Here is a 26492-nt window from a genome sequence, read left to right as displayed (position 1 = left end):
TGGCGGCAATCCGGTTCAGAAATGTGAAAGCCCCGGCAGGTCTTGCCGGGGCTTTTCTTTTTGCCGGGAAACCCAAACCCTTCAGCCGTGAAAGTCCTCGCGGGCTTCGACGACTTCCTTCACCACACCCTGACGCACGAGGAAATCCCCGAATTTCTCGCCGGTATCGCGCTCCTTTGCGTAGCGCTGAAAGAGCGGCGTGAGTTCGGCAACGATCTGGTCCTCGCTGACCGACTCCTTGTACAACTTGTTTAGCCGCTGGCCGTGAAAGCCCGCGCCAAGGTACAGGTTGTACTTGCCCGCCGATTTGCCAACCAGACCGATTTCGGCAATGTAGGGCCGTGCACAGCCGTTCGGGCAACCCGTGGTGCGGATGGTGATCGGCGCTCCGGCAAGTCCTGCCTCGTCAAGCACACGCTCCAGCCGTGTGACGAGCCCGGGCAGGGCACGCTCGCTTTCGGCCAGCGCCAGACCGCAGGTGGGGAAGCCAACGCACGCCATCGAATTGATTCGCAGCGCGCTTTGATGCTTGCCGTCGAGCAGGCCGAACTCCTTAACCAGTGCCTCTATCTGCGGCTTCTTCGCGTCGCTCACCCGGGCAACGATCAGGTTTTGATTACCCGTAATGCGGATGTCGCCGTCGTGCACTTTTGCAATTTCACGCAGACCTGTCATCAGCCGATAGTCGTCCCAATCCTTCACGCGGCCATTCTGGATGAAGAGCGTCAGATGCCACAGATCGTCCGCGCCCTTGAGCCAGCCGTATTGATCGCCATTGGTCGTGAACCGGAACGAACGAGCCGGTGCCAGTTGCCACCCGAGATAGCGGTTGAGCTCTTCCTTGAACCACGCCACGCCACGATCGTCGATCGTGTATTTCAGGCGCGCATGTTTGCGATTAGTGCGGTCGCCGAAGTCGCGTTGCACGAGCAGCACCTTCTCGGAGACTTCGACGATACGATCCGCCGGGATGTAGCCGATGACGGTGGCCGTGCGCGGGTACGTCGCCGCGTCGCCGTGTGTCATGCCCATGCCGCCGCCCACGCTCACGTTGAAGCCTTCTAGCTTGCCGTCGTCGCCCACAATGGCGATGAAGCCCAGATCGTTGGCGTAGAGGTCGACGTCATTGTTTGGCGGAATGGCGATCGCGATCTTGAATTTGCGCGGCAGATAATGCTTGCCGTAAATGGGTTCGTGATCTTCCTTGCCCTCGCCCAAACGCTTGTCGCCAAGCCAGATCTCGCGATACGCCGTAGTCTGCGGCAGCAGGTGCCGATCGATCTTCAGGCACCAGTCGAGCGCCTCGGCATGCGCCGGCGAGAGATGCGGGTTGTTGGAGACGAGCGTGTTGCGATTCACGTCGCCGCACGCGGCAATGCTCGTCATGGCCACCTCGTCGATGCCCTTGATGAGCGGGCGCAACTGATGCTTGAGCACGTTGTGGTACTGCACCGTCTGACGCGTGGTCAGGCGAATTGTGTTGCCACCGTACTTTTGCGCAAGATCGTCCAGTTTGAGCCATTGCGTCGGCGTGCATACGCCGCCGGGCATACGCAGACGAATCATGAACTGGTAGGCCGGTTCGAGTTTTTGCCTCTGACGCTCGCTGCGCAGATCGCGGTCGTCCTGCATGTAGGAGCCGTGAAATTTGAGCAGCTGGGCGTCTTTCTCGAAGATGGCGCCTGTGAGCGGATCGGCCAGACCCTCGGCAATCGTACCGCGCAGGTAATTGCTGACGTCCTTGATCTTCTCGACCTCGGAACGTGCCGCCGGCGGGGCGGCGCTGGCTTGCGTAGTTTGCGTCATGTGGGCTGCTGTGTCGGTGAGCGCGTTTGCGGCGCGCAGGGCTTGTTGGGCGTCGTCAGTTGCGATCGGTATCAGTAAACGTCGCGCTGATAACGTTTCTCGCGCTGTAGCGTCTTCACGTATTCGGTCGCGGCGTCCTGCGACAGACCGCCATGCTCCACAACGATGTCGACGAGCGCGGTGTTCACGTCGCGCGCCATCGCGTCGGCGTCGCCGCACACGTATAAGTGTGCGCCTTCCTGCAACCATTCATACAGCGCTTTGCCCTGCGCTCGCATGCGGTGCTGCACATAGACCTTGTCTTGCGTGTCGCGCGAGAACGCCAGGTCGATGCGGGTGAGCACACCGTCTTTCACGTAACGCTGCCATTCGCGCTGATAGAGGAAATCGGTGCGGAAGTTCCGATCGCCGAAGAAGAGCCAGTTCTTGCCCGGCGAGTCCAGTGCCTGACGCTCCTCGACAAACGCCCGGAACGGCGCAATGCCGGTGCCCGGGCCAATCATGATGACCGGCGCATGGGTGTCCGACGGCAACTTGAAGTTGCGATTCGCTTCGATATAGATCGGCACTGTCTCGCCTTCGCGGGCGAAGTCCGCCAAATAGGTCGACGCTACGCCACGACGTGTACGCCCGTGGCTTTCGTAGCGCACGGCGCCAACGGTGATGTGCACGGCGTCCGGATTGGCCGCCAGACTCGACGCAATGGAGTACAGGCGCGGCTGCAACGCGCGAAGGGTGCCGACGAACTCGGCCGCTTTCACCTTGCGGGCCGGGAACTGACGCACGACGTCTAGCACGTCGCGTCCGTAGAGATAGTCGCGCAACGCCGTTTCGTTGCCCGCAGCGAGCAGCGCCTTGAGGTCGGCGGACGCCGAGAGTGCCGCGTATTTCTCCAGAAACGCGCGAGACAGGGTGGTGATGTCGTAGGCGCGCAGGAAAGCGTCGCGCAGGGAAAGCGTGCTGTCCTGCGTGGTTGTGGTCGCTTGCGGATCCAGCGCGAGCGTGTCGATCAGTTCGTCGACCAGCGCGTCGTCGTTTTTCACGACCACACCTACCGCGTCGCCCGGCTCGTAAGTCAGGCCGGCGCCTTCGAGCGAGAGTTCGATGTGATGCACTTCCTTCGACGATCCCCGCCCGGAGAGCGTGATGTTCTCGATCACAGTGGCGTCGAACGGACGCTTGCGGCTGTACCGTGTCGATGCCGCCATCGCCGGGGTGCCGCCTGCAAACGCGGCGAGGGTCAGACTCTCGGCCGAACCGATGCCCCTGGCGAGCGTGGTGGGCGTGGTGGGCGTGGTGGGCGTGGCGGCGGGGCTGGCCACGCGCTTGAGGGCCTCGACGGTGTCTTCGATCCAGCGCTCGGCCGGCGCATCGTAGTCGACGTCGCTGTCGACGCGGCTCACAAGGCGCTCGGCACCGAGGGCCGCAAGCCGCGCATCGAAGTCTTTGGCTGCCTGGCAGAACTTCTCATAGCTCGAATCGCCCAGCCCCAACACCGCATAGCGCGTGCCTTCGAGCCTGGGAGCCTTCGCGCCGTGCAGGAATTCGTAGAAATCGCGGGCGTCGTCGGGCGGCTCGCCTTCGCCTTGCGTTGACACGGCAACGAGCAGCAGTTTGTCGCTCTTCAGGCGCGACGCCTTGTAATCCCCCATCGCAAACAGATCGACCTTGAAGCCTGCATCTGCCGCACGCGCCTTCGCATGCTCGGCGACTTCCTGAGCATGGCCGGTTTGCGAGCCATAAAGAATGGTCAGATGCGGCGCGGCGGGGCCGGGGGCCGTGCCCGCAGGTGTCTGCGCACCGGCATGCCGCACCGAGTGATTGATGCCGGCGAGGAATCCTCGCACCCAGGCAAGCTGTTCTGTGGAAAGGCCGTCGACCAATTGGCTTAGCAACTGGGCCTGCTGGGCATTGAGGGGCGTCGTCTCTTGCATGTCGTTCCTGACTCCAGGGGCCGGCCCCGTGGAAGCCCCGGCGGGTCATACCCGTCAAGCCACCCCCCGATGGACCGGCAAGGGGATACTCAACACCATATCGGCTAGCCTTTAGAAATTAAAATAATAAAAATTAATTTTTATATATCCAATTTCCATATGGGAATAAGGCGCAACGGAAATGCCGGCCCTCGCACAGGTAGCGCGAAGGCATGGCGTTACGCGTGATGACGGCATGTTCGAGGTCAATTCGAGGGTAGGTGATGTGTAATCGGGGTCGGATGCACGCACGATGCCTGTGTGTCGAACGCGCGTTCGGTAGTCCGCCCGGCGTCATTTGCAACGCATGCGGCGGGCACGCCGCAAGTCCCCGTGTGACGGCTTTCCCGCTCGGTGGGTGCTGGGAAAACGTGCTATGCTCCTCGCCGTGATTGATCAGGTCCTTCCAAGCACCACTTGATTCTCGCAATCCGCTAATCGGTCAGGCCGTGTCGCGGAAGGTTTCGTAACCCGCTATTTCTCGAGACACTCGTAGAAAAGGTGAGCGCAAAATGAGTTTGATGGAACAATTCCAAGCGAACTCGTACCTCTTCGGTGGCAATGCCCCCTACGTCGAAGAGCTGTACGAATCGTATCTTGATAATCCGGCTTCCGTGCCGGACAACTGGCGCCAGTATTTCGACGCGCTGCAAAACGTTCCCGCTGTTGATGGTTCCAACGCCAACGACGTGGCTCACGCCCCGATCGTGGAGTCGTTCGCCCAGCGCGCCAAGGCTAATGCCTTCGTGTCGCGTGCAGGGGCGTCTGACCTGGCCGTGGCCCGCAAGCAGGTTCACGTGCAGTCGCTCGTTGCCGCTTACCGCTTCCTCGGCGCACGCTGGGCCAATCTGGACCCGCTCAAGCGTCAGGAACGTCCGGCAATTCCGGAACTGGAACCCGCGTTCTACGACCTGACCGAAGCCGACATGGATAGCGTGTACTCGGCCGAGAACACGTACTTCGGTTTCGAACAGGCCAGCTTGCGCGACCTGCTCAAGGCCCTTCGCGACACGTACTGCGGCTCGATCGGTGCCGAGTACATGTATATCAGCGATCCGGTGCAAAAGCGCTGGTGGCAAGAGCGTCTGGAGAAGGTGCGTGCAACGCCCAACTTCACCGCCGAGAAGAAGAAGCACATCCTCGAACGCCTCACGGCTGCGGAAGGCCTTGAGCGTTACCTGCACACCAAGTTCGTCGGCCAGAAGCGCTTCTCGCTCGAAGGCGGCGAATCCTTCATCGTGGCGATGGACGAACTCGTCCACCACGCCGGCGCCAAGGGCGTGCAGGAAATCGTGATCGGCATGGCCCACCGCGGCCGTCTGAATGTGCTGGTCAATACCCTCGGCAAGATGCCGGCCGACCTGTTTGCCGAATTCGAAGGCAAGCACGTCGACGACCTGCCGGCCGGTGACGTGAAGTACCACAAGGGCTTCTCGAGCGACGTCTCGACGAGCGGTGGTCCGGTTCACCTGTCGCTGGCGTTCAACCCGTCGCACCTTGAAATCGTGAACCCGGTGGTCGAAGGCTCGGCCAAGGCGCGTATGGATCGTCGCGGCGAAGCCGACGCGGCCAGCGTGCTGCCGGTGCAAGTTCACGGCGACGCCGCTTTCGCGGGTCAGGGTGTCGTGATGGAAACGCTGAACCTCGCGCAAACGCGTGGTTACGGCACGCACGGCACGGTGCATATCGTCATCAACAACCAGATCGGCTTCACCACGTCGGATCCGCGTGACGCTCGTTCGACGACGTACTGCTCGGACGTGGTCAAGATGATCGAAGCGCCGGTGCTGCACGTGAACGGCGACGATCCGGAAGCGGTCGTGCTGGCCATGCAACTGGCGCTCGAATTCCGTCAGGAATTCAAGAAGGATGCCGTCGTGGACATCGTTTGCTACCGCAAACTGGGCCACAACGAGCAAGACACCCCGGCTGTCACGCAGCCGCTGATGTACAAGAAGATCGCCCAACACCCGGGCACGCGTGCTTTGTACGTCGAAAAGCTGGTCACGCAGGGCGTGATCACGGCCGAAGAAGGCAACAGCTTCGTCGCTGCCTACCGCAAGGCCATGGACGACGGCCATCACACCGTCGATCCGGTGCTCTCGAACTACAAGAGCAAGTACGCGGTCGACTGGGTGCCGTTCCTGAACAAGAAGTGGACCGATGCCGGTGACACGGCTGTGCCGCTGAACGAACTCAAGCGTCTGGCTGAGCGCATCACCACGATCCCGGCGAACTTCAAGGTTCACCCGCTCGTCGAGAAGGTCATCAACGACCGTCGCAAGATGGGGCAGGGCGAACAGCCGCTCGACTGGGGTATGGGCGAGCATCTGGCGTTCGCATCGCTGGTCTCGTCGGGCTTCGCTGTGCGCCTGACCGGTCAGGATTCGGGCCGCGGCACGTTCACGCACCGCCACGCGGTGCTGCACGACCAGAACCGCGAACGTTGGAACGACGGTACGTACGTGCCGCTGCAACACGTGGCCGACGGTCAGGCCAACTTTACGGTGATCGACTCGGTGCTGTCCGAAGAGGCTGTGCTGGGCTTCGAATATGGTTACTCGACGGCCGAGCCGAACACCATGGTGTTGTGGGAAGGTCAGTTCGGTGACTTCGCCAACGGTGCACAGGTCGTGATCGACCAGTTCATCTCGAGCGGTGAAGTGAAGTGGGGCCGCGTCTCGGGCCTGACGATGCTGCTGCCCCATGGTTATGAAGGCCAGGGTCCGGAGCACTCGTCGGCACGTATCGAACGCTACCTGCAACTGTGCGCCGACACGAACATGCAAGTGGTCCAGCCGACCACGCCGGCACAGATCTTCCACCTGCTGCGTCGTCAGATGATCCGCCAGCTGCGCAAGCCGCTGATCGTGTTCACGCCGAAGTCGCTGCTGCGCCACAAGGAAGCTGTGAGCGATCTGTCGGAACTCGCCAAGGGCGGCTTCCAGACGATCATCGGCGAAACCGATGCATCGATCGACGCCAAGAAGGTCAAGCGCGTCGTCGCCTGCTCGGGCCGCCTGTACTACGACCTGATCGCTCGCCGTCGCGAAGAGAAGTTGAACGACGTCGCGATCATCCGCGTGGAACAACTCTATCCGTTCCCGCACAAGGCGTTCGAGAACGAGCTGAAGAAGTACGAAAACCTCGCCGAAGTGGTGTGGGCCCAGGACGAACCGCAAAACCAGGGTCCGTGGTTCTACATCGAACACCACCTGATCGAAAGCATGAGCGCCGGTCAGAAGCTGGCTTACGCGGGTCGCGCGGCTTCGGCCTCGCCTGCCGTGGGCTACTACGCCAAGCATTACGAACAGCTCAAGCAGTTGCTCGATACGGCTTTCGGTCGCCTCAAGGGCGCGACCGTGGTGCAGTAACCGGTTAGGTCTTACAGCGGTCGTCCTCCCCCAGGGACGGCCGCTGCCGTATTTCCGAATTGAACGTTTATCGAATCCAGGATCCAGAAATGGCCATTGTTGAAGTCAAAGTCCCCCAGTTTTCCGAGTCGGTTTCCGAAGGCACGCTGCTCGACTGGAAGAAGAAAGTCGGCGAAGCCATCGCCCAAGATGAAACCGTGATCGAAGTCGAGACCGACAAGGTCGTGCTCGAAGTGCCGGCGCCCGCCGCCGGCGTGATCGTCGAAGTGACCGCCGGCGCCGGCGACACCGTGACGTCGGAACAAATCATCGCCAAGATCGACACCGAAGCCAAGGCAGGCGCTGCTGCGCCGGTCGCCGCCAAGCCGGCGGAAGCCGCTGCGCCGGCGGCGGCTGCCCCGGCCGCTGCGCCGGCAGCAGGTGGTGCTTCGGGTGGCGTTGCCAGCCCGGCCGCAGCCAAGGTGCTGGCCGAGAAGAACCTGTCGGCGACCGACGTTGCCGGCTCGGGCCGCGACGGCCGTGTGACCAAGGGCGACGCCCTGGCTGCTGGCGCCAAGCCGGCTGCCGCCGCTTCGTCGATTCCCGCACCGGCACAACGTGCTGCGCTGCCGTCGGTGGCCGCTTCGGTGGGCCGCGACACGTCGCTGGAAGGTCGTCCGGAGCAGCGCGTGCCGATGTCGCGCCTGCGCGCACGTATTGCCGAGCGCCTGCTGCAATCGCAACAGACCAACGCCATTCTGACCACGTTCAACGAGGTCAACATGAAGCCGGTGATGGATCTGCGCAACAAGTACAAGGACAAGTTCGAGAAGGAACACGGCGTGAAGCTGGGTTTCATGTCGTTCTTCGTCAAGGCCGCTGTCCACGCGCTCAAGAAGTACCCGGCCGTGAACGCCTCGATCGACGGTAACGACATCGTCTACCACGGCTACTTCGACATCGGTATCGCTGTCGGCTCGCCGCGTGGTCTGGTGGTGCCGATTCTGCGCAATGCCGACCAGATGAGCCTGGCCGACATCGAGAAGAAGATCGCCGAGTACGGCAAGAAGGCTGCCGACGGCAAGCTGTCGATCGAAGAAATGACCGGCGGCACGTTCTCGATCTCGAACGGCGGTGTGTTCGGCTCGATGCTGTCGACCCCGATCATCAACCCGCCGCAATCGGCCATTCTGGGCGTGCACGCCACGAAGGACCGCGCTGTGGTGGAGAACGGCGAGATCGTCATCCGCCCGATGAACTACCTGGCCATGAGCTACGACCACCGTATCATCGACGGTCGCGAAGCCGTGCTGAGCCTCGTCGCCATGAAGGAAGCGCTGGAAGATCCGGCGCGCCTGCTGCTCGACCTGTAAGCGTTAGCGCGCACTGCGCGGTGTTGCCCGGCCATGTCAGTGGCCGGCGCACCGCGCCTCCCCCTGCCGTCAACCTTCACTGAGTCTCAAAATGGCAAATAAAGAATTTGATGTAGTCGTTATCGGCGCCGGCCCCGGCGGTTATATCGCCGCGATTCGCGCCGCACAACTCGGTTTCTCGGTCGCTTGCGTCGAAAAGTGGACCAATCCGGCCGGCAAGATGGTGCTGGGCGGTACCTGCCTGAACGTCGGTTGCATTCCGTCGAAGGCATTGCTGGCGTCGTCGGAAGAGTTCGAAAAGGTCGGTCATCATCTGGCCGATCACGGTATCACCACGTCGGGTGTCAAGATCGACATCGAGAAGATGCTCACGCGCAAGCAGGGTATCGTCGACAAGATGACGGGCGGTATCGAATACCTGTTCAAGAAGAACAAGATCACGTGGCTCAAGGGCCACGGCACGATCGTTGCCAAGAACGACGGCGGCTATCAGATCGATGTGTCGGGCGAGGCGGCCGAATCGGTGACCGCCAAGAACATCGTCATTGCCACGGGTTCGAAGGCGCGTCACCTGCCGGGCATGCCCGTCGACAACAAGCTCATCTCGGATAACGAAGGTGCGCTCTCGTTCGACACCGTGCCGAAGAAGCTGGGCGTGATCGGCGCCGGCGTGATCGGTCTGGAACTGGGCTCGGTGTGGCGCCGTCTGGGCTCCGAAGTCACCGTGCTCGAAGCCATGCCGGAGTTCCTGGCCGCCGCCGATGCGGGCGTTGCCAAGGAAGCCGCCAAGCAGTTCAAGAAGCAAGGTCTGGACATCAATGTCGGCGTGAAGGTCGGCGAAGTGAAGACCGGCAAGGACAACGTCACCGTGAACTACACGGATAAGGACGGCAACGCGAAGACGCTCGAAGTCGACCGTCTGATCGTGTCGGTCGGCCGCGTGCCTAACACCGACAATCTGGGCCTGGGCAACATCGGTCTGGCGACCGACGAGCGTGGCTTTATTCCGGTGGACGACCATTGCCGTACCAAGCTGCCGAACGTGTACGCGATCGGCGACGTGGTGCGTGGCCCGATGCTCGCGCACAAGGCCGAAGACGAAGGCGTGCTGGTGGCCGAAGTCATCGCCGGTCAGAAGCCGCACATCGATTACAACTGCATTCCGTGGGTGATCTACACCTCGCCGGAAATCGCCTGGGTCGGCAAGACCGAGCAGCAGTTGAAGGCCGAAGGCCGTGAGTTCAAGCCGGGTCAGTTCCCGTTCGCGGCCAACGGCCGTGCGCTGGGCATGGGCTCGTCGGACGGTTTCGTGAAGGTGCTGGCCGATGCCAAGACCGACGAAATCCTCGGCGTGCACGTGATCGGTCTGAACGCTTCGGACCTGATCGCCGAAGCCGTGGTGGCGATGGAATTCAAGGCTGCGTCGGAAGACATCGGCCGGATCTGCCACCCGCACCCGTCGCTGTCGGAAGTGATGCGTGAAGCCGCCCTCGACGTCGAGAAGCGCGCGCTGAACAAGTAAGTCGCTTTACGCTGACGTGTATGAACAAAGGCGAGGTAACTCGCCTTTGTTTTTTCCCGATTCCCTTTGCCCCCCGGCTCGTCGCCGCACCGCATGAACGTTCGCGAATACTACCAACAGGAATTGGCCGCGCGCGGCTACCAGCCCGATGAGGCGCAGGAGCGCGCTGTCGAGCGTTTGCAACAGTGCTATGACGAATGGGCGGCCTACAAGGCCAAGCGCTCGAATACGCTCAAGAAGTGGCTCGTGCACCCCGACCTGCCCAAAGGCGTGTATCTCTGGGGCGGTGTGGGGCGCGGCAAGAGCTTCCTGATGGACAGCTTTTACTCGGTGGTGCCGTTGCAACGCAAAACGCGTCTGCACTTCCACGAGTTCATGCGCGAGGTGCACCACCAGTTGCAGGCGCTCAAGGGGTTGCCCGATCCGCTGGACGAACTCGCCAAGCGCATTGCCAAGCGTTATCGCCTGATCTGCTTCGACGAGTTTCACGTCTCGGATGTGGCCGACGCCATGATCCTGCACCGCCTGCTCTCCGAGTTGTTCAAGAATGGTGTGCAGTTCGTGATGACGTCGAATTACCGTCCCGACACGCTGTACCCGGACGGCCTGCACCGTGATCGTGTGTTGCCTGCGATTCGCCTGCTCGAAGAGAAGCTCGACGTGCTCAATGTCGACGCCGGCGTCGACTATCGCCGCCGCACGCTCGCGCAGGTGCAGGTGTATCACCATCCCCTTGGGAACGAGGCGAACCGGGCACTGCGCGCGGCGTTTGCCGAGATCGCCGGGGTGCCCGATGAGAGTCCGCTGTTGCATATCGAGCAGCGTGAGCTTAAAGCCCTGCGTCGTGCCGGTGGCGTGGTGTGGTTCGACTTCCATACGCTGTGTGGCGGGCCGCGTTCGCAGAACGACTATCTCGAACTGGCCAATCGTTTCCATACGGTCGTGCTCTCGGACGTGCCGAAGATGACCCCGCGTATGGCGTCGGAAGCGCGTCGGTTCACCTGGCTCGTCGACGTGTTCTACGATCACAAGGTCAAGCTGCTGATGTCGGCAGAGGTGGCGCCCGAGGCGCTGTACACCGAAGGCACGCTGGCCAACGAATTCACGCGCACGGTGTCGCGTCTCGTGGAAATGCAGTCGCTGGAATATCTCGAAGCGCCGCGTCGCGTGGTGGATACGTCGCTCACCTGAGCGCATTGCGCTATCGGCGCGCCGAGTCTGGCCGCTCGATTGTCCGATTCATGCCGATCGCCAGCGGATATGACGCTGGCCTTGCCAGGCGCATCGGCTCATCGCCCGTTACGATCGCGATCACGCTGACGTTGTCGCGGGTCGGACGCGGGGGGCGGCGGAGCCGACTGCGGTGATTGCCGTTGCTCGCGGAGATGGTTGTAAATATCGCCGCGCAAGTCGCCCTGCGGACGCACTTCCTGAGGGTGCGGCGCTCGCGGCGGTCCGGGCCGAGCGCCACCATGGTTGTCATTGCGCTCGTCGGGACGATCGGCGGCTTGTGCGAACCAGCCGTGGAAAAAGCGGTCGTCCGACGACGAGCGGGCCGATGCACCAAGCGCGGCGCCGGCCAGCATGACGAAACACATCATCCGGACAAGTCGGGTGTGACGCATGGTGCCACCTCCTTGTCGGTTGAATTGCCGCTTGCCGCACACAAGTCTCGCTTGCCGGATCGGCGTACGCCAACATGTGTGTCACGGTCTTGCGGCTACGCTTTGAGAGTAAGAGGACGCGAGGCGGCATGCTGTAATGATTTGTAAAGCAATGTAAGCCAGCAGGTGGGTATTGCAATACGTCGCCTACCATGCGCTGTTTTGATGATGGAGTTTTGCGATGCGTAAGCTATCAGTTGCCGGCATTTCCATTGGAACGCTGGTTGTCGTGCTGGGATTGCTCTTCGGCACGCCGTATTACACGTTGTGGCGCGCCCGCGACGCCGCGAATGCCCGCGACGCCACGGCACTCTCGGCCTATGTGGACTATCCGGCCGTGCGAGAGAGCCTCAAAACGAACTTGCATGACGAACTCTCGCGCCAGATGGACAAACAACGCGGCAACGCCTTCGGCGCGCTGGCCCTTGCGTTGGGGGGCTGGGTGTCGGATCGCGTCGTGGAAGCCCTCCTGACGCCCGAAGCCGTGGCCGCCATGTTGCGCGGCGACAGCACCGGCTTGCCGCCAGCGCCGGGAGCGCCGGCCCCCAGCGATGCCGCACCGCAGTCTGCCCAATCGCCGCAAGGCGCGGGCAGCCCCGCACAGCCAGCCCCGGCGGCACCTGCGGGGGGGGGTGAGTCGTCTGCGGGTAACGAACCGCCGCGTACTATCACGCGCACGGAGTTTCAGGATTTCAGTCACTTCCTCGTGCACGTCTCGCGCAGTGATCGACCGGAGCGGGTCGTGACGTTCACGCTCACGCGGCGCAATCTTGTGCAGTGGCGTCTGACGGCGATTGCTTTGCCGCCCCTGTAACCGTCCATCTCATTCCTGTATCGGATACGTAGGTCATCTTGAAAGCGATGTTGAACATGACGTTGTGGCAACGGCTGTGCGTGGCGATCGCGTTGTCGGCTAACGCGCTTTTCGCGATGGCCGACAACGGCATGTCAACGCCTGTCGGCGTATGGAGAATCGTCGATGAGACGGGCGATCCGAAGGCGCTCATCACCATCAGCGAGAAAGATGGCGAGTACGTAGGAGCACTGACCAAGAGTCTGGGCAGAAGCGATGCGCTCGAGCGTCGCTGCAACGACTGCACCGATTGGCGTAAGGGCAGAAAGCTTCAGGGACTGGAGATCATTCGTGGCCTGCGCAAGGCCCCCGACAGCGACGAATACACCGGCGGGAAAATTCTTGATCCGGATAGCGGCAGCGAATACGGCTGCAAAATGCGTGTGGTCGACGGTGGCCGGAAGCTCGAGGTGAGGGGCTATTTCGGCATCTCGCTATTAGGCCGCACGCAAACCTGGATACGGGAGCAGTAACGTTCACCGTGACGTTGGCAAACGTCGGCAGTCGCATCGGAACTCACATCGACTGTCACGTCGGCAGTCGTCGTCACCCAGCGAAATTGTCGGTATCGGCCTGAGGAACGGGGCGCTTTTCGGCTAGAGGACTTCCTCAGCACGGCGCCACGCCTTTGGCGTAATCTTCAAAGCGACTCGCGCATGCGGCCGGGCGGTAACGGCGGCTATCGAGAGTCCTACGACAATCAATTTCGTATCCGGGAGGATGACAACCATGAAGCAGATTTCTAACGCGACGTCGTGGCGACGTCTGGGTGCTCACGCGCTCGTCGCAGTGGCGCTGTTGGGGGGTATGGCCAAAGCGGCAATGGCCGCAGACGACATGTCGCCGGTCGGGGTATGGAAGACCATCGACGACAACACCGGCAAGCCGAAGGCGCTCGTAACGATTTCCGAGAAGGATGGTGAGTATGTCGGCACCATCACTAAGGGTCTGGGGGAAAGCGACGATCCGGAGCGCGTGTGCACGGCCTGCACGGACGCTCGCAAGGGGCAGAAGATGCTCGGCATGCAGATCATTCGCGGCGTGCGAAAAGACGGTGACACCTACGGTGGCGGCAAGATTCTCGATCCGGAAAACGGCAAGGAATACAACTGCAAGATGACCGTAGTTGACGGCGGCAAGAAGCTCGACGTTCGCGGCTTCATCGGCATTTCGTTGATCGGTCGCACGCAGACATGGATTCGCGAGCAATGAGTCTGTCGTAACCGCGTAGACGTTACATACCTCTGCGCAAAACAGCAAACAACTAACAACAAGACCCGGACGAGACATAGTCCGGGTCTTGTTGCTTTCGGTGGCGCAGTTGTTACGAGCGCGGCGTGCCGTCATGCATGGATCGGCATCGTGGTCGGTCGCTGCATGTCGTTTATCAACGAAGATACACGCACGTACCCTCAGGTACGCGCGCATCCGGCGGACACGGGCGGACACGACAAAGCCCGGGCAGTGTCGCTTCACTGTCCGGGTTTGCCGCCGTCTTTGGGGCCTGCACCCCCGCCGACGCCCCCTCTCGCGACTCTCGTGCGGGCCTCGACGTCCGGCCCGCGACGTCTCACCCCGCCCATCCGACTTTTACTTGCCCGCCCCGCCGAGGCCGCCCAGCAAGCCGGTCACCGGCGCGAGCAGGCCGCCTGCGCCGCTCGTGCCACCGGTGCCGGCGCTTGCCAGTGTCGTCAAGGGGGCGGTGACGGTGCTCAGCAGGGTCGTGACAGGCGCAAGCGCGTTACCTGCGCCGCCGCTACTGCCGCTACCGCCGCCTGTGGTGTTCGTCACCCCGCCCAGCAGGCCAGTCACTGCGCCGAGCGGATTGCTGCCGGACATACCTGTTGCCCCCGTCGCTCCCGTCAGCCCACCGAGCAAGCCGGTGACAGCACCTAACGGATTGCTGCCGCTTGCGGAGGTGGGCGTTACTGTGGTGTTGCCCACGTTGGCGAGTACATTGCCAAGCGCATTCGGATTGGCAGTGCTTGTGCTGCCCGAGAGCAGGCCACCCGCGCTCGCGAGCGTGTTGCCGAGTGCGCCGAGTGGATTGCCGAGACTGGCGACGACGGCGTTCGGCGCGGCAGCCTTGACCTGCGCACTTGCCGAATTCAATGCGCCGCCCAGTGTGCCGATCAGGCCAGCGGCCGGTGCGCCGAGGCCGGCCGTGTTGCCAAGCGTCTGAGTGGTTGTGACCACCGTGTTCGTGATCGGAGAGATGGCGGAGGAGAGCGCCGTTGTCGCCTGCACGACGGGCGCACTCGTGAGTGCCTGCGTCAACGCTGCACCGCCTTGCACGCCCCCCTGTCCGACGGTCGCGACGGCGTTACCCAACACACCGGTGAGCGTGTCGACCGGCGTGTTGGCGAGCGGGCCGCTCTTGCCGACACCGGCGATACCGCTGCCCAGCGATATTCCTGCCTTGCCCAGATCCGACACGACACCGCCCGTGCTTGCGAGCGTGGTGCCGACCGGGTCGGCGCCCGACTTGCCAAGCTGACCAAGTCCGTTGCCGACACCCGACCCGAGATCCGTGACGGCATTGCCGGTTTGTGCGAGCGCGCCGCCGAAGCCTTGTGTGGCCTGAGGCGATACCCCGGGAATGGTCGTGCCGGAGACTTGATTACCGATGGCACTCACCACGGAGCCGACCGAACTGACCACGCCGTTGCTGGTTGTGGTCGGGTTCGTCGGATTGGTTGGCGTGTTCGGGTTCGTCGGGTTTGTGGGATTGGTCGGCGTGTTGGCCGTGGCCCCGCTGCCGCCGCCTGAGCTGGAGCAGCCCGTGACGCCGACGATGCCCGCCACCATCGCGGCCAGCAACGTAGGGTGCAGATGCTTCGACATGTGACGTTTCTCCTCGTGAGGGAAGTCGCCGTGCGCGCTCAGATCTTTGTCGTCGCGTTTCGGCTGTTCGAGACCAGACCGGCGATGTCCTGATCGGCCTCGAAGCGAAGACGAAAGGTCTCGCTCTTCAGGGTGCGAATGCTCTGCACCAGGAAATCGTGAATCGCGGCGAGTTCGCTGTGGTCGTACGCGGCGCTGACTGCCGTAAGCTCGCGCGAGACCGACGACAGGAACTGCTCGATCTGCGCACAGCGCTCTTCAATGGGGTGAATCATCACCATGCGGCGGTCGTGCGGATTTTTCTCGCGCTCGACGAAGCCCGCACGCTCGAGCCGATCGATGACCGTCGTGATGCCGCCGGAGCTAACACCCATGAGTTCGGCGAGCTGACCCGCAGTGATCGATTCCAGTTCGAGAATCAGATCGAGGGCGTTCAGGTCGGTGACATTCAGGCCGAGTTGCTCGGCGAGCGCCGAGTGATAGAGCGCGGTGTACACGGCGAGCCGGCGTCCGAGCGAGCGGACAATGCCGGCAACGAGTTCGTTACGGTTCGTATGTCTGTCGCTCATGGTGCCGTGCGTTCCGTTGAGCGGGGAGGCGGTTGAGGTCGCCCCGGCGGCGGCACCCGATTCGGCGCCGTACGTGTTGTGACTGTGGCCATTCGTAAAACCGTTGCCGGTCTCACGCATTGCCGCGGGTTCGGAGATTTGCGTGGCGGATTCGCCATGACCGCGCATCAGAACGCCGGTGTCGGATATGAAGCGGGCCATGGCATCTCCTTATCGATCGTGTAATGCGTGCGCACAATGCGCGATGCAACGCTGGGCGGGCGATTACTTGCCGACGCTCGCCACACTGCCGAGCAGGCCGGTCACCGGCGCGAGCAGCGAGCCGAGACCGCCGGCCGCGCCACCCGAACTGCCACCGGCTGCGCTCGTCACGCCGGAGAGGAGGTTCGTGACGGGGGCCAGCGGGCTGCTGCTGCCACCAGACGAACCGCCGCCTGTCACGCCGCCGAGCAACCCCGTGACAGGTGCCAGCGGGCTGCTGCCGCCCGAGCCGCCGAGCCCGCCGAGCAGCCCCGTGACCGAGCCAAGCGGGTTCGACGCGCTGCCGCCGCCACCCGCCGTCGTCGTGCCGAGATTGCCGAGCAGCGAGCCGAAAGGATTCGACGAACCGGTCGACGTCTGACCGTTCACGAAACCGCCGAGACCCGAGACCGTGTTGCCAGTGGCGATCACGGTGTTGCCCAGCGCGCCGACTACAGGATTCGGCGAGGTGCCCTTGATCGTGGAGCCGACCGTGCCGACCGTACCGCCGAGCACCGTCAACAGGTTCTGTACGGGGCCGCCGAGGCCAGTGGTGTTACCCACGGTGCGAGTGGTGTCCGACACCACATTGGTGATCGGATTGACGGCAGCCGAAAGGGTGGACGTGACTTGCGTAACCGGGCCGCCCGAGAAGGCTTGCTTCAGGATTGCGCCGCCGGCGATACCGCCCTGGCCGACGGTGCCGACCACGTTGCCGAGAGCACTGGTGAGTGTGTCGACCGGGGTGCCGGCGAGTGGGCCGCTCTTGCCGATGCCTGCGACACCGCTACCGAGCGACACACCGGCATGACCCAGATCGGTCACTACGTTGCCGGTGCTGGCGAGCGTGGTACCCACCGCGTCTGCGGACGTGCCGGTCTGGCCGAGGCCGTTGCTCACGCCATTGCCCAGGTCGGTGACGGCTTTGCCGGTATTGGAGAGTGCGCCGCCGAAGCCTTGCGAGGCTTGCGTTGAGACGAGGGGCAATTGAGTGCTGGAGACCTGATCGCCGAGGGCGCTGACGACGTTACCGACGGAGCTAACGACACCGCCTGCGCCGCTAGCCGTGGTACCGACCGCGTTCGGCGTACCCGTGGTGCCGGTCGATGTGGTGCCGCTGCCGCCACCGCCGCTGGAGCAGCCGGTGAGGGCGATGACGCCGATGGCGGCCGAAGCCAGAAGGGTGCGTTGAAGGACGTTGGACATGGTGGCTATCTCCCTTGATCGTTCTGAATGTTCGCCGGCGATGTGTCGCGCGGTGATGTCGTTACTTCCACTTGATGAACCTGGGCCGCTCGCTGCGATGCCGTTGTGTCCGGGCGGCGTGTGGGGCTCGCCGGACCCGCACCCACCCGGCTCGGTGTGTGGGCGTCGGGGCGAGGGCCGGATCGCGGCGGTCGCAGGCGGGCGGCGGAATCGCGCGGGTCATGATCGATGGGGCGCTGGATGACGTGATCGGGCGTGGGGCGCGGGCTTACTTCTTCGCGCCGAGCAACCCGCCAAGCAGGCCTGTCACCGGAGCGAGCGGGCCGCTGTTGCTGCTGCCCGACCCCGTTGCACCGCCAACTGCACCCGTTACCGCACCGAGCAGCGACGTGACCGGGGCGAGCACGCCGCCCGAGGCCGAACCGCCAGCGCCCGTCGATGCACCGCCCGAGCCTGCCGAAGCACCTGCTCCCACCGAGACCGAGCCGCCGAGGCCACCCGTCAGGCCGGCGACCAGGTTCGTGACTGGAGCGAGCGGGTTGCTGCCCGGCGTGCCGCCTGCGGCGCCGCCGAGGCCGCCCGTCAGGCTAGAGACAAGGTTCGTGACCGGCGCAAGCGGGTTGCTGCCCGAGGTGCCGCCTGCGGCGCCGCCGAGGCCGCCCGTCAGGCTAGAGACAAGGTTCGTGACCGGAGCAAGCGGGTTGCTGCCCGAGGTGCCGCCTGCGGCGCCACCGAGGCCACCTGTCAGGCCAGAGACAAGGTTCGTGACCGGGGCGAGCGGGTTGCTGCCCGACGTGCCGCCCGCAGCACCGCCGAGCGTGCCCGTCAGCCCCGATAACAGGTTGGTGACGGGGGCGAGGGGGCCCGTGCCCGTGCCGCCACCGAGGCTACCGAGGCTACCGAGGGCCGAGGTGAGCGGGGCGAGCGGGTTGGTGCTCGTTGGGGTGCCGTGAACGGCACCGCCGAGGCTGGCCACCGTGTTGCCGACACCGGCGACGATGCCGCCTACGTCAGCCGCGATCGGGTTGTTGAGCTGGCCGCCGATCTTGGTGCCCACGCCTGCCAGCCCGCCGCCGACCTGAGCCAGCAGCCCTGCGACCGGTGCGCCGAGTCCCGTGGTGTTGCCAACCGTTTGCGTAGTGTTGGTCACGACGCTCGTGATCGGAGTGATGGCCGACGACAGCGACGAGGTCAGTTGTTGTACCGGGGCGCTGGTGATGGTTTGCGTCAGACCGCCGCCGAGCGCTTCGCCCGCTTTGCCGACCGAGGTCACGACACCGCCCAGCAGCGTGGTAACGCCGTTGACCGGCGTATTGCCCAGCGGCCCGATTTGGCCGAGGCCTGCGACAGCACTACCCAGTTGCGTACCGGCCGTGCCGAGGTTAGACACCACACCGCCAACGCTGGCGAGCGTGGGATTGAGCGGATCCTTCACCGAGCCGAGCTTGCCAAGGCCGTTGGTCAGGCCGTTGCCGAGCGTCTGCACCGCGTTGCCGGTAGAGACAACGGCGCCGGCAAGACCGCTTTGCGTTTGCGAACTGAGCAGTGGCAGTTGGGTGCCGGCGAGGGTCGTGCCGACGTCGCTGACCGTCTTGCCGACTTGCGTCACAACCCCCGTGCTGGCCGTACCGGCAACGGTGCCGATCGGGTTGGTCGCGGCTCCCGTGCCGCCATTCCCGTTCCCATTTCCGTTGCCGTTGCCATTGCCGTTGCCATTTCCATTCCCGTTGCCGTTCCCGTTCGTTCCTGAGCCGTCGGGGACAGTGCCGGCGCCCGAGCCGCCGCCACTGCCGGTGCCGGCGGTGGTGCCGCTGCCGCCACCGTCACCGAGTGAGCCACTGGTGCCACCCGAGCCGGAACTGGCGCAGCCGGTCATCGTAACGACGGCGAGAAGGCAGGCGGATGCGAGAAGGTTGCGTTGGAAGTTGTTCATGATGGTGTCCTGTATCTGGTCTGTTCGGTCTTCAGGCGAGCGCTGTTTGCGCGGCCAGTCGGGTGTTCATGCGTTGTGCGATGAGTGCAAACAGGAGCGCATTGACAACCGCGCTATCGGGGCCCGTCATCGCCTGGGCCGAATTCGTGCTGGGGGTGCCTTGCGCGCTCGCCGCGTCGTTCGGTGTGGCGGTGGCGCGTACGCCACCGCCTTCTGCACCGCCCCTCCCTGGGCTTGCGCCTCTACGGCCGTCTTCGGCAGCAGCGCTGCGCTGCATTGCCGTGATGCGTTGCCGCTCCGCCGTGATGGCTGCGCTGGGTTGCATCGATTGTTTGGTATTGCCAATGATCATGGTGTCCCCCCGGTGATCTTTAGCGTTGCGATGCAGGGATATCCGCAAGAGCTGTGCCAATCTCTAAATACGGGTTTGAATAAGCCTTCTAGTTTTTCTGTCGATAGGCTGAAAAGCCTGTATTTATTTGCGTTTCAGAAAACAAGAATCTTTCCGATCAAGAGATCGGCGGCTGTGTTAAGCGGGGGGAGGTCAGGGTTAACGCCATCGGGAAATGGCGAATTTCAGGCGAATTGCCGTTCCCGTTACGGGGGGTGTTACGGGTAACGTTACGTAACGCACCGATCCGGAATTGCTTTGGAACTCAGTGGATATGAGGCGGTGTGAGAGATTCGGATAAGGCTCGCGCAAAGCGCGTGAAGTGCGCGCTGTAATTTCAGGTAATAAATGTCGGGGACGGTACAAGCCAATGGCGAATTCGTATTGCAATACGAATGAAATCGGCATGCCAATGAGGGCGCATCGGGGCAGTAATGAATTGAAAGGGTGGCAGTTCTGCCGTCAGATGCTTGTGAGGGTGCCGGAGCGGGTAAGCCCTGTGCGGCGGTGCGTGTCGCGGGAAGGTGACGGACGGGGCGGGCGTAAGGGGCGGCAGCATGGTTGGCATTGCCGCGTGAATAGACGCCTAATCGGTCCAATCGGCCATGTAATCAGTCGCGTCACAACTGAGCGCGAATTAGCGGGTTATTTAAATAAGTATTGCGCGTATTTGGCGATATTCCGTTGCAGTGTGTTGTGCTGCAACAGTCATGGTTTTCCCTCGTAAGGGTTGCGTTGCAAAGTTTTGGAGTATTGTCTTATCAACCTATGTAACGTTTTTTTACACTCTCCTGAGTGATTGGAAGTAAGACTCTAGTTTTTGTGATTCAGATTAACTTAGCATCGGGAAAAATAGCCTGTCGTGGGAGTAGTCGTGGCGACAGGTAAAGAAATATTGGCGTGCAACGTAAAAGAGGTTCGTAAGCCCTGCGGCGCAACGAACCCGAGGCCGAAATCAAGAGTTGACAAGCAATACGGCGAGCCATAGCCACGCCCGAAGGGGGGCAGGGCTCTCGCCGTGTATGCCAACGGGCGCCAGGCGCCTTATTGAGGGAGGGTAGTATGAAATTCATCAATCGTTTTCGACTGTTTGCTCGCGACGAGCGGGGCGTGACGGCGTTGGAGTACGGCATTCTCGCCGCAATCGTCGCGGTGGTGATCGGTGGCACGGTCTTCGGTAGCTTGAATACCACGTTCAGTCAGGTCTTCTCGAAGATCTCATCGGCAGTCACGGCAGCAGGCGCGTAATCCACGCGCGACCTGCGGCGTGCCAGGCTCGACGGGCGTGATAAATGCCGGCATGCGACTGGCACGCCGGCAATCAAGGAGACGGACGCCGTTTGGCTGAACGCGTCGTTCGGAACGAGAGGCTGTATTCGCGGGGAAGCGAATCATGCGAATCATGAAAGCGTGCGTGGCCGGTAGGCCACGCGGACTGTCACGGCAGCGGGGTGTCACCGCGCTTGAGTACGGCATTCTGGCCGCGATCGTGGCAGTGGTGATCGGCGCAACGGTGTTCACGAACCTGAGCAGTGTGCTGTCGAGCGCTTTTAGCACCGTTACGTCGGCGGCAACCTCGGCTGCGTCACATTGATACGAGAACCCCGGTGCTGACTCTGTTGTGGCTGTTGTGCGTGCCCATTGTGATCACCGACCTGATGGCGCGTCGCATACCGAACGCCTGGCTGTTGTGTGTCGGAACGCTGGCGTTGGTCTGGATCGTGTGGCAAGCCTGGCACGGTGAACCCCGGGTTCTGTGGGTTCACGGGCTGGGGGCTCTGCTGGGGTTGGTCGCACTGCTGCCTTTCTGGTGGCGCGGCGTGATGGGGGCCGGCGACGTCAAGCTCTTTGCGCTGATTGGTCTGGTGGCGGGTTACCCGGCGTTGCTGCCGGTGTGGTGTCTGGCCAGTGTGGCTGCGGGTGTGCATGCGCTGGTGCTGCTCACGGGACGATTGAAGTGGATGGCGCGCGGGCGCGACGCACTGAGCGCCTCGCGGGTCTGGCAACGGATTTTGCATTGGCGGGCCGGGCGTATCGGATTGCCTTATGGGGCGTATCTGGCTGCAGCGGCGCTGGTGGTGAGGTAGCGGCGGTGAAGTAATGAGGTGATGAGTGCTGCTTCAGGCTGCACCACAAAAATGGGAGGCGCGGGCGACGCCGCGCAAGCAGGTCGGACCAATGCGTCGCCAAACACGGCCACACAGCGCCGTGCGCGACGGGGAGTGTCGTCATGAAGCGGTCTGGGGCACAGGCAAGAGCAGGGTTGCAATGCACGCGTTCGCGCGGCGTTGCTGCGCTGGAATTCATGCTCATCCTGATGATTCTGCTGCCCGCGTTCTATGTCGCCGTCGCGTTCTCTATCAATATTCTCGCTCGCCAGATGCTCACGCAAGCCGCTTCAGAGGCAGGCCGGGCAATGCTGCGCGCCGGCACGATGTCGCAGCGAACGGCGTACGCCACGCAGGCGGTCAACAACACGCTGACGTGGCCGTCGGCATCGGTCGTCACCGCAAGTTTCGCATCCGACGCAAGTGCACCGTGCCCGGCGTCGGCGACCAGCGCCAGTTCGCAATGCATCATGCGCGTCACGTTGACGTTGGCTCAGCCGATGGTAGTCAACTGGCCGGGGCTGTCCAATCTGGTGCCGCAGAACATTGTCGGTACCGCCGCTGTCACGTTGGATACGTCGACATTGGGCGGGAACTGAACCGGCGTTGAACGGATGTCGCGTACAGCGCCCAAGCAACAAAGCGATGTGAGGTTTTGCCAGTTGTCATGCCGCCGGTCCTCCGGCGTCCCGCAAGTTGTGACTGAACGGCCGACGGGCCCCAAGCCATGAACAATGCCACCAAGATTCTTGCTGCTGTGCTGGTTGTCGCCGGCGTGCTGCTGGCGCTCTTCGCGTTGCGTCTCGGAACGACCAACGCACCGGCGCCGGCCACGACACCGTCTCCGGTGACGCAGACACTGACGCAGCGCTACCCGGCCGTGGTGGCGGCCAAGCCGCTCGCACCGGGCCAGCCCATCGGGGCAGACGGCGTGAAGCTCGTTCAGTTCGATAGCCAGACGGTGGGCGGTTTCTCGAATCCGGCCGATGTGGTGGGGCGAGTGCCGCTCGTCGCGCTCGCGGCCGATGTACCCGTCACGCAAAACACGCTCGCCCGCGGCCTGGCGCTGCAACTCGCCCCGGGCGAGCGCGCCGTCGCAATTCCCGTCACCGAGACCATCGGCGTGAGCAATCGCATTCGTCCGGGCGACTACGTGGACGTTTTCTTCACGATGAAGACGGTCCAGCCAGCGGGCGCAACCGGCGGGCTGGTCGATGACACTCAGGCTCGTCTGCTGGCGTCGCGCGTACGCGTATTGAGCTATGGGGCCGCGTCGCTTGACGATGTGACACCGCCACCGGCCGCGCCGAGCGTGGCGTCTACCGTGCAGGCAGCGACAACTACGCCACCGCCGCCCCAGCCTGCGCCGGTCGTGAGCAATCAACCGCCCGTGCCGGCGACCGCCGCGGTCGTAGCCGTGCCCGTGGCCGACGTCAATCGTGTGGTGCTCGGCACGCAGCAGGGCAAGATCACGCTCGCCTTGCGCAATCCGAGCGACGACGCCAGGCCCGATACGTCGCTGTTCCCGTCGCCGCCGCCGGTACTCGCCGCCAGGTCGAGTCTGAAGGGCGACGACAAAGCCGCACTCGATACGCCCGAGAACCAGGCCTACGCAGGGATCGCCACCACGGGCCTTGCAGGCGAACCGGTACGCCGTACGGCAGCGGCGCCTCGTGCGCCGGGAGGTGGGGGCGGGGGCGGCTCGATCGAGGTTGTACGCGGTGCGGAACGTACCACGGCCTCCTACTGATGCGACTGAATTTGTTGATGACGAAGATACCGATGCAGATACCGTGACGTCAGAGCGAGAACGCGACGCCACTCACCCGACACAGTGACCGATACAGCCACGCCATGATCAGAAGCCAGGTTCGCACTGCCAGACGACAGACCAGACGGGTTACGGGAATGCTGTTGTGCTTCGCCGCGCTCGTTGCGTGCGGCGCCACGGTGGCGGTGCGTCTGGCGGACGCGGCCGACCCGGCCTTGAGCGCCGGAACGCGCTCGCTGACGTTGGGTGTGCACGAGCAGCGCGAACTTCAGGTGCCGGGCTCGCTTGAGCGGGTCGCGGTGGCAGATCCCGCAGTGGCCGACATTGTTGTGCTCAAGGGCACGGGCGGGCGTCGCGGTTCGGTGCTGATTGTGGGCAAGAAGGCTGGCACCACGCAGGTCTCGGCGTGGCCTCGCGGTGGCGAGCCGGTGCGCTGGGAAGTCCATGTAACGGGCGATCTACAGAGTGTGCTGGGCGACACGGGCAGCGCCACCGTCGATGCCCGCGGTAACGCGGCGATCATCAAGGGCCACGCGAATACCATCATCGAACATAGCGGACTGCAATCGGCGGCAGTCGATGCCACCGGCAAGGGCGGCGTGGTCGTCGACCGGTCGACGGTCGGCGATACCGGTGTGGTGCAGGTCGACGTGAAGATCGTCGAAATTAACCGCAACATCCTCAACCAACTGGGCGCGAGCTTTAGTGCGTCGAAGAAGACGGGCTCGGGCAGCTTTGGCGTGACCTCGGCGCTCAACTCCGCGTTCGGCGGCGGTTCCGGCTCAAGTAGCGTGTCGAACTTCGGCTCGTTCTTCGGCTCGATTACCCGGGGAGCGTTCAGCATGTCGGCCGAGATCGACCTGCTGCAATCGAACGGCCTCGGCCGGGTGCTGGCCGCCCCGACGCTGGTGGCGCTTTCGGGACAGAGCGCGAGCTTCCTCGCCGGCGGCGAGATTCCGGTGCCGCAGTCGGGAGGGCTCGGCACGACCACAATCGTCTACAAGCCTTTTGGTGTGGGTCTGACGGTCACGCCGACGATTCTCTCGCCGAACCGCATCGCGTTGAAGGTGGCGCCCGAAGCGTCGGACATCGACTATACGAATGCCATCGTGACCGACTCGACACAGATTCCCGCGATCACCACCCGCCGTGCCGACACAACTGTCGAGCTGGGCGATGGCGAGAGCTTCATCATCGGCGGTCTGATTTCTCGCACCACGACTTCCGCCGTGGACAAGGTGCCGCTGCTCGGCGATTTGCCGCTCATCGGCGCCTTTTTTCGCAATTTGAAGTACAGCAGCGCCGAAAAGGAACTGGTCATCATCGTGACACCGCATCTGGTCAAGCCGGTCGCCCGCGGGGCGGATATTCCGCTGCCGGGAGATACGCGCGAGCGTCGTCCGGGCCCGGTCTGGGGGGCGTACCTGATGGGTGTGGCAAGCGACAGCGAATTGCCGGGATTCTCGAAGTAGCGCCGATGCCGGCAGGATGGCGGCATCGAGCGAGCCACAGCGAGAGCCGGGGACAGGGCAGTAAGGAGTGCACAAATGAACGCACCGACGCGAATACTGGACACCATGACAGAGTTGCATCGATTCCTCTTTTGCAGTGCGCATGCCGGCCACGGTCAGTGGCTCTCGGCGGCGCTTCGCGAAGAGGGGGTCGTGCTCCAGGAAGCCGGCCGTCCAGCGCAATTGCAGCAACGCATTGGCGATCTCGACCCGCAGGTGGTGCTGCTCGACTTCTCCGGGGAGCCAACGGGGCACACCGACGATAGCCCTGACGGCGGCATTGCGGCGGCGACCGAACTCGCGCATATGCTCAAGCGTGTGGCGCCCAAACTGCCGCTGGTGGCCGTCGGTTCGATGGTGCGCGCCGACGGTATGAAAGCCGCCATTCGCGCCGGCGTGCACGACTTCATCGACATGCATTCGACGCATGAAGAGGCGCTCGATGTGATTCGCCGGGTGGTCGAACAGACCCCCACCGTCAATGTGGCTTCGCCGCAGCGGCACGGGCGGTTTGTGGTGCTGCTCGGTGCGCGAATCGGTGTCGGATGCAGCACGCTCGCGGCACATCTCTCGCAACTCGGGCAGGAAATGTCGGTGGCGGGTCATCCGGAAAAGGCGGCCAGGGCGCCGAAGGCACCGAACAGCAAGGACGATAAGTTCGATACATCGCTACTCGGTCATGTGGCGCTGCTCGATCTCGGCCTGCCCTCCGGCGACGGCATGTTGTATCTCAATACACAGAGCCAGTTCAGCTTCGCCGAGGCAGTGCAGAACCTGCGCCGGTTCGACGAAACGCTTGTGCACACCGCCGTCTCGCACGCGCCCAGCGGTCTGGCGGTGCTGCCGCTGCCGCTCGATCTCGGCGACATGCGCAGCGTGGCGGCTGCCGACGCGCTGGCGCTGACCGACCGTCTGCGCGCTTTCTTCGATCTGATCGTGGCCGATCTGGGCGGTTTCTCGAATCCGGCGTTCGTGGCGAGTCTCGTGCGGGCGGCCGACGAGGTCTGGCTCGTGGTCGATCAGAGCGTCGGCGCGATTGTCTCGCTCGCCTCGCTGCTGCGCGATCTCGAAGAGAAGAGCGTCGAGCGCGATCATCTGCATCTCGTACTGAATCGCTACGATCCGCGTTACGGCATGGCCGCCGACCAGATCGCCAAACGATTCGATGTGCCGCTGCTCGCCACGTTGCCCGATCGCCCGCTGGCAATGCTCTCTGCGACCAATCAGGGCAAATTGATTCTCGATACCGCGCGCAGCGATCCGTACGTGCGCGCTTTGCAACCGCTTGTCGAACGGCTGCTCTCGGCACAACGCACCGGAGCCGCACAACGTCAGTCATCGGGCTGGCTGGGTAGATTCATCGGAAAGCACTGAT

Annotated in this window: 22 protein-coding genes; 14 read left to right on the top strand and 8 right to left on the bottom strand. The window is 63.3% G+C overall.

The genetic code is table 11. The features are described from left to right. Positions 1-81 precede the first annotated feature (81 nt). Both AT395_RS15230 and AT395_RS15225 read right to left on the bottom strand, forming a co-directional pair. Complete coding sequence (locus tag AT395_RS15230) at positions 82-1806, bottom strand: NADPH-dependent assimilatory sulfite reductase hemoprotein subunit (protein ID WP_048629675.1); 1725 nt, start codon at positions 1804-1806, stop codon at positions 82-84. 71 nt (positions 1807-1877) lie between these two features. Next, entirely contained in the window at positions 1878-3740 is a 1863-nt protein-coding gene (locus AT395_RS15225; RefSeq protein WP_048629674.1) for an assimilatory sulfite reductase (NADPH) flavoprotein subunit, read from the bottom strand. 551 nt (positions 3741-4291) lie between these two features. Between AT395_RS15225 and AT395_RS15220 the strand changes: the two genes are divergently transcribed. From AT395_RS15220 to zapE, 4 genes are all read left to right on the top strand, one after another. Then, complete coding sequence (locus tag AT395_RS15220; RefSeq protein ID WP_094069100.1) at positions 4292-7153, top strand: 2-oxoglutarate dehydrogenase E1 component; 2862 nt, start codon at positions 4292-4294, stop codon at positions 7151-7153. An 89-nt stretch (positions 7154-7242) separates the two neighbouring features. Next, a complete protein-coding gene (gene odhB / locus AT395_RS15215; RefSeq protein ID WP_048629673.1) occupies positions 7243-8505 on the top strand; it encodes a 2-oxoglutarate dehydrogenase complex dihydrolipoyllysine-residue succinyltransferase in 1263 nt (420 codons plus the stop codon). 91 nt (positions 8506-8596) lie between these two features. Further along, positions 8597-10027 carry a dihydrolipoyl dehydrogenase gene (gene lpdA, locus AT395_RS15210; protein WP_042116419.1) on the top strand — a complete coding sequence of 477 codons (1431 nt, stop codon included), beginning with the start codon at positions 8597-8599 and terminating at the stop codon, positions 10025-10027. A 93-nt stretch (positions 10028-10120) separates the two neighbouring features. Continuing rightward, positions 10121-11218: a cell division protein ZapE gene (gene zapE, locus AT395_RS15205; RefSeq protein ID WP_042116418.1), complete on the top strand. Its 1098-nt coding sequence runs from the start codon at positions 10121-10123 to the stop codon at positions 11216-11218. 98 nt (positions 11219-11316) lie between these two features. On the opposite strand, the gene AT395_RS15200 is transcribed toward zapE, so the two are convergent. Then, the gene (locus AT395_RS15200; RefSeq protein ID WP_124988728.1) at positions 11317-11652 is read right to left on the bottom strand and encodes a hypothetical protein; all 336 of its coding nucleotides are present in this window, start codon (positions 11650-11652) and stop codon (positions 11317-11319) included. Between the two features lie 220 nt (positions 11653-11872). On the opposite strand from AT395_RS15200, the gene AT395_RS15195 reads away from it, so the two are divergent. From AT395_RS15195 to AT395_RS15185, 3 genes are all read left to right on the top strand, one after another. After that, on the top strand, positions 11873-12505 hold the full coding sequence (locus AT395_RS15195; RefSeq protein ID WP_048629672.1) for a DUF2939 domain-containing protein: 633 nt from the start codon (positions 11873-11875) through the stop codon (positions 12503-12505). 47 nt (positions 12506-12552) lie between these two features. Then, positions 12553-13017: a DUF2147 domain-containing protein gene (locus AT395_RS15190; RefSeq protein WP_042116416.1), complete on the top strand. Its 465-nt coding sequence runs from the start codon at positions 12553-12555 to the stop codon at positions 13015-13017. 256 nt (positions 13018-13273) lie between these two features. After that, on the top strand, positions 13274-13756 hold the full coding sequence (locus AT395_RS15185) for a DUF2147 domain-containing protein (protein WP_042118740.1): 483 nt from the start codon (positions 13274-13276) through the stop codon (positions 13754-13756). A gap of 378 nt (positions 13757-14134) precedes the next feature. Here the strand turns inward: AT395_RS15185 and AT395_RS15180 are convergent, their stop codons facing one another. The 5 genes from AT395_RS15180 to AT395_RS15160 all read right to left on the bottom strand — a co-directional run bounded on the left by AT395_RS15180 (position 14135) and on the right by AT395_RS15160 (position 19688). Next, positions 14135-15388: a collagen-like triple helix repeat-containing protein gene (locus AT395_RS15180; RefSeq protein ID WP_048629671.1), complete on the bottom strand. Its 1254-nt coding sequence runs from the start codon at positions 15386-15388 to the stop codon at positions 14135-14137. A gap of 38 nt (positions 15389-15426) precedes the next feature. Next, positions 15427-16158, bottom strand: a complete 732-nt coding sequence (locus tag AT395_RS15175; RefSeq protein WP_048629670.1) for a MarR family winged helix-turn-helix transcriptional regulator — start codon at positions 16156-16158, stop codon at positions 15427-15429. A 63-nt stretch (positions 16159-16221) separates the two neighbouring features. Next, positions 16222-17403 carry a collagen-like triple helix repeat-containing protein gene (locus tag AT395_RS15170; RefSeq protein ID WP_072632844.1) on the bottom strand — a complete coding sequence of 394 codons (1182 nt, stop codon included), beginning with the start codon at positions 17401-17403 and terminating at the stop codon, positions 16222-16224. A 268-nt stretch (positions 17404-17671) separates the two neighbouring features. After that, positions 17672-19336: a collagen-like triple helix repeat-containing protein gene (locus AT395_RS15165; RefSeq protein ID WP_048629668.1), complete on the bottom strand. Its 1665-nt coding sequence runs from the start codon at positions 19334-19336 to the stop codon at positions 17672-17674. Positions 19337-19367: 31 nt separating this feature from the next. Continuing rightward, a complete protein-coding gene (locus tag AT395_RS15160; protein WP_048629667.1) occupies positions 19368-19688 on the bottom strand; it encodes a hypothetical protein in 321 nt (106 codons plus the stop codon). A 1101-nt stretch (positions 19689-20789) separates the two neighbouring features. Here AT395_RS15160 and AT395_RS15155 point away from each other — a divergent pair. The 7 genes from AT395_RS15155 to AT395_RS15125 all read left to right on the top strand — a co-directional run bounded on the left by AT395_RS15155 (position 20790) and on the right by AT395_RS15125 (position 26491). Further along, positions 20790-20975, top strand: a complete 186-nt coding sequence (locus AT395_RS15155; RefSeq protein ID WP_042116412.1) for a Flp family type IVb pilin — start codon at positions 20790-20792, stop codon at positions 20973-20975. 145 nt (positions 20976-21120) lie between these two features. After that, complete coding sequence (locus tag AT395_RS15150) at positions 21121-21321, top strand: Flp family type IVb pilin (RefSeq protein ID WP_312023905.1); 201 nt, start codon at positions 21121-21123, stop codon at positions 21319-21321. A gap of 13 nt (positions 21322-21334) precedes the next feature. Continuing rightward, positions 21335-21814 (top strand): A24 family peptidase, encoded by a 480-nt coding sequence (locus tag AT395_RS15145; RefSeq protein WP_052765664.1) that lies wholly within the window; start codon positions 21335-21337, stop codon positions 21812-21814. Positions 21815-21957: 143 nt separating this feature from the next. Next, complete coding sequence (locus tag AT395_RS15140) at positions 21958-22434, top strand: TadE/TadG family type IV pilus assembly protein (RefSeq protein ID WP_107337862.1); 477 nt, start codon at positions 21958-21960, stop codon at positions 22432-22434. 128 nt (positions 22435-22562) lie between these two features. Continuing rightward, positions 22563-23585, top strand: coding sequence for a Flp pilus assembly protein CpaB (gene cpaB, locus AT395_RS15135; RefSeq protein WP_042116409.1), 1023 nt, complete (start codon positions 22563-22565; stop codon positions 23583-23585). Between the two features lie 158 nt (positions 23586-23743). Next, entirely contained in the window at positions 23744-25078 is a 1335-nt protein-coding gene (locus tag AT395_RS15130; RefSeq protein WP_048629666.1) for a type II and III secretion system protein family protein, read from the top strand. A gap of 75 nt (positions 25079-25153) precedes the next feature. Next, a complete protein-coding gene (locus AT395_RS15125; RefSeq protein WP_042116406.1) occupies positions 25154-26491 on the top strand; it encodes a CpaE/TadZ family protein in 1338 nt (445 codons plus the stop codon). The last annotated feature ends 1 nt before the right edge of the window (position 26492 follow it).

The sequence above is a fragment of the Pandoraea apista genome (genome assembly GCF_001465595.2).
In the GTDB taxonomy this organism is placed as follows: domain Bacteria; phylum Pseudomonadota; class Gammaproteobacteria; order Burkholderiales; family Burkholderiaceae; genus Pandoraea; species Pandoraea apista.
This window is presented reverse-complemented; position numbering and strand designations above follow the sequence as displayed.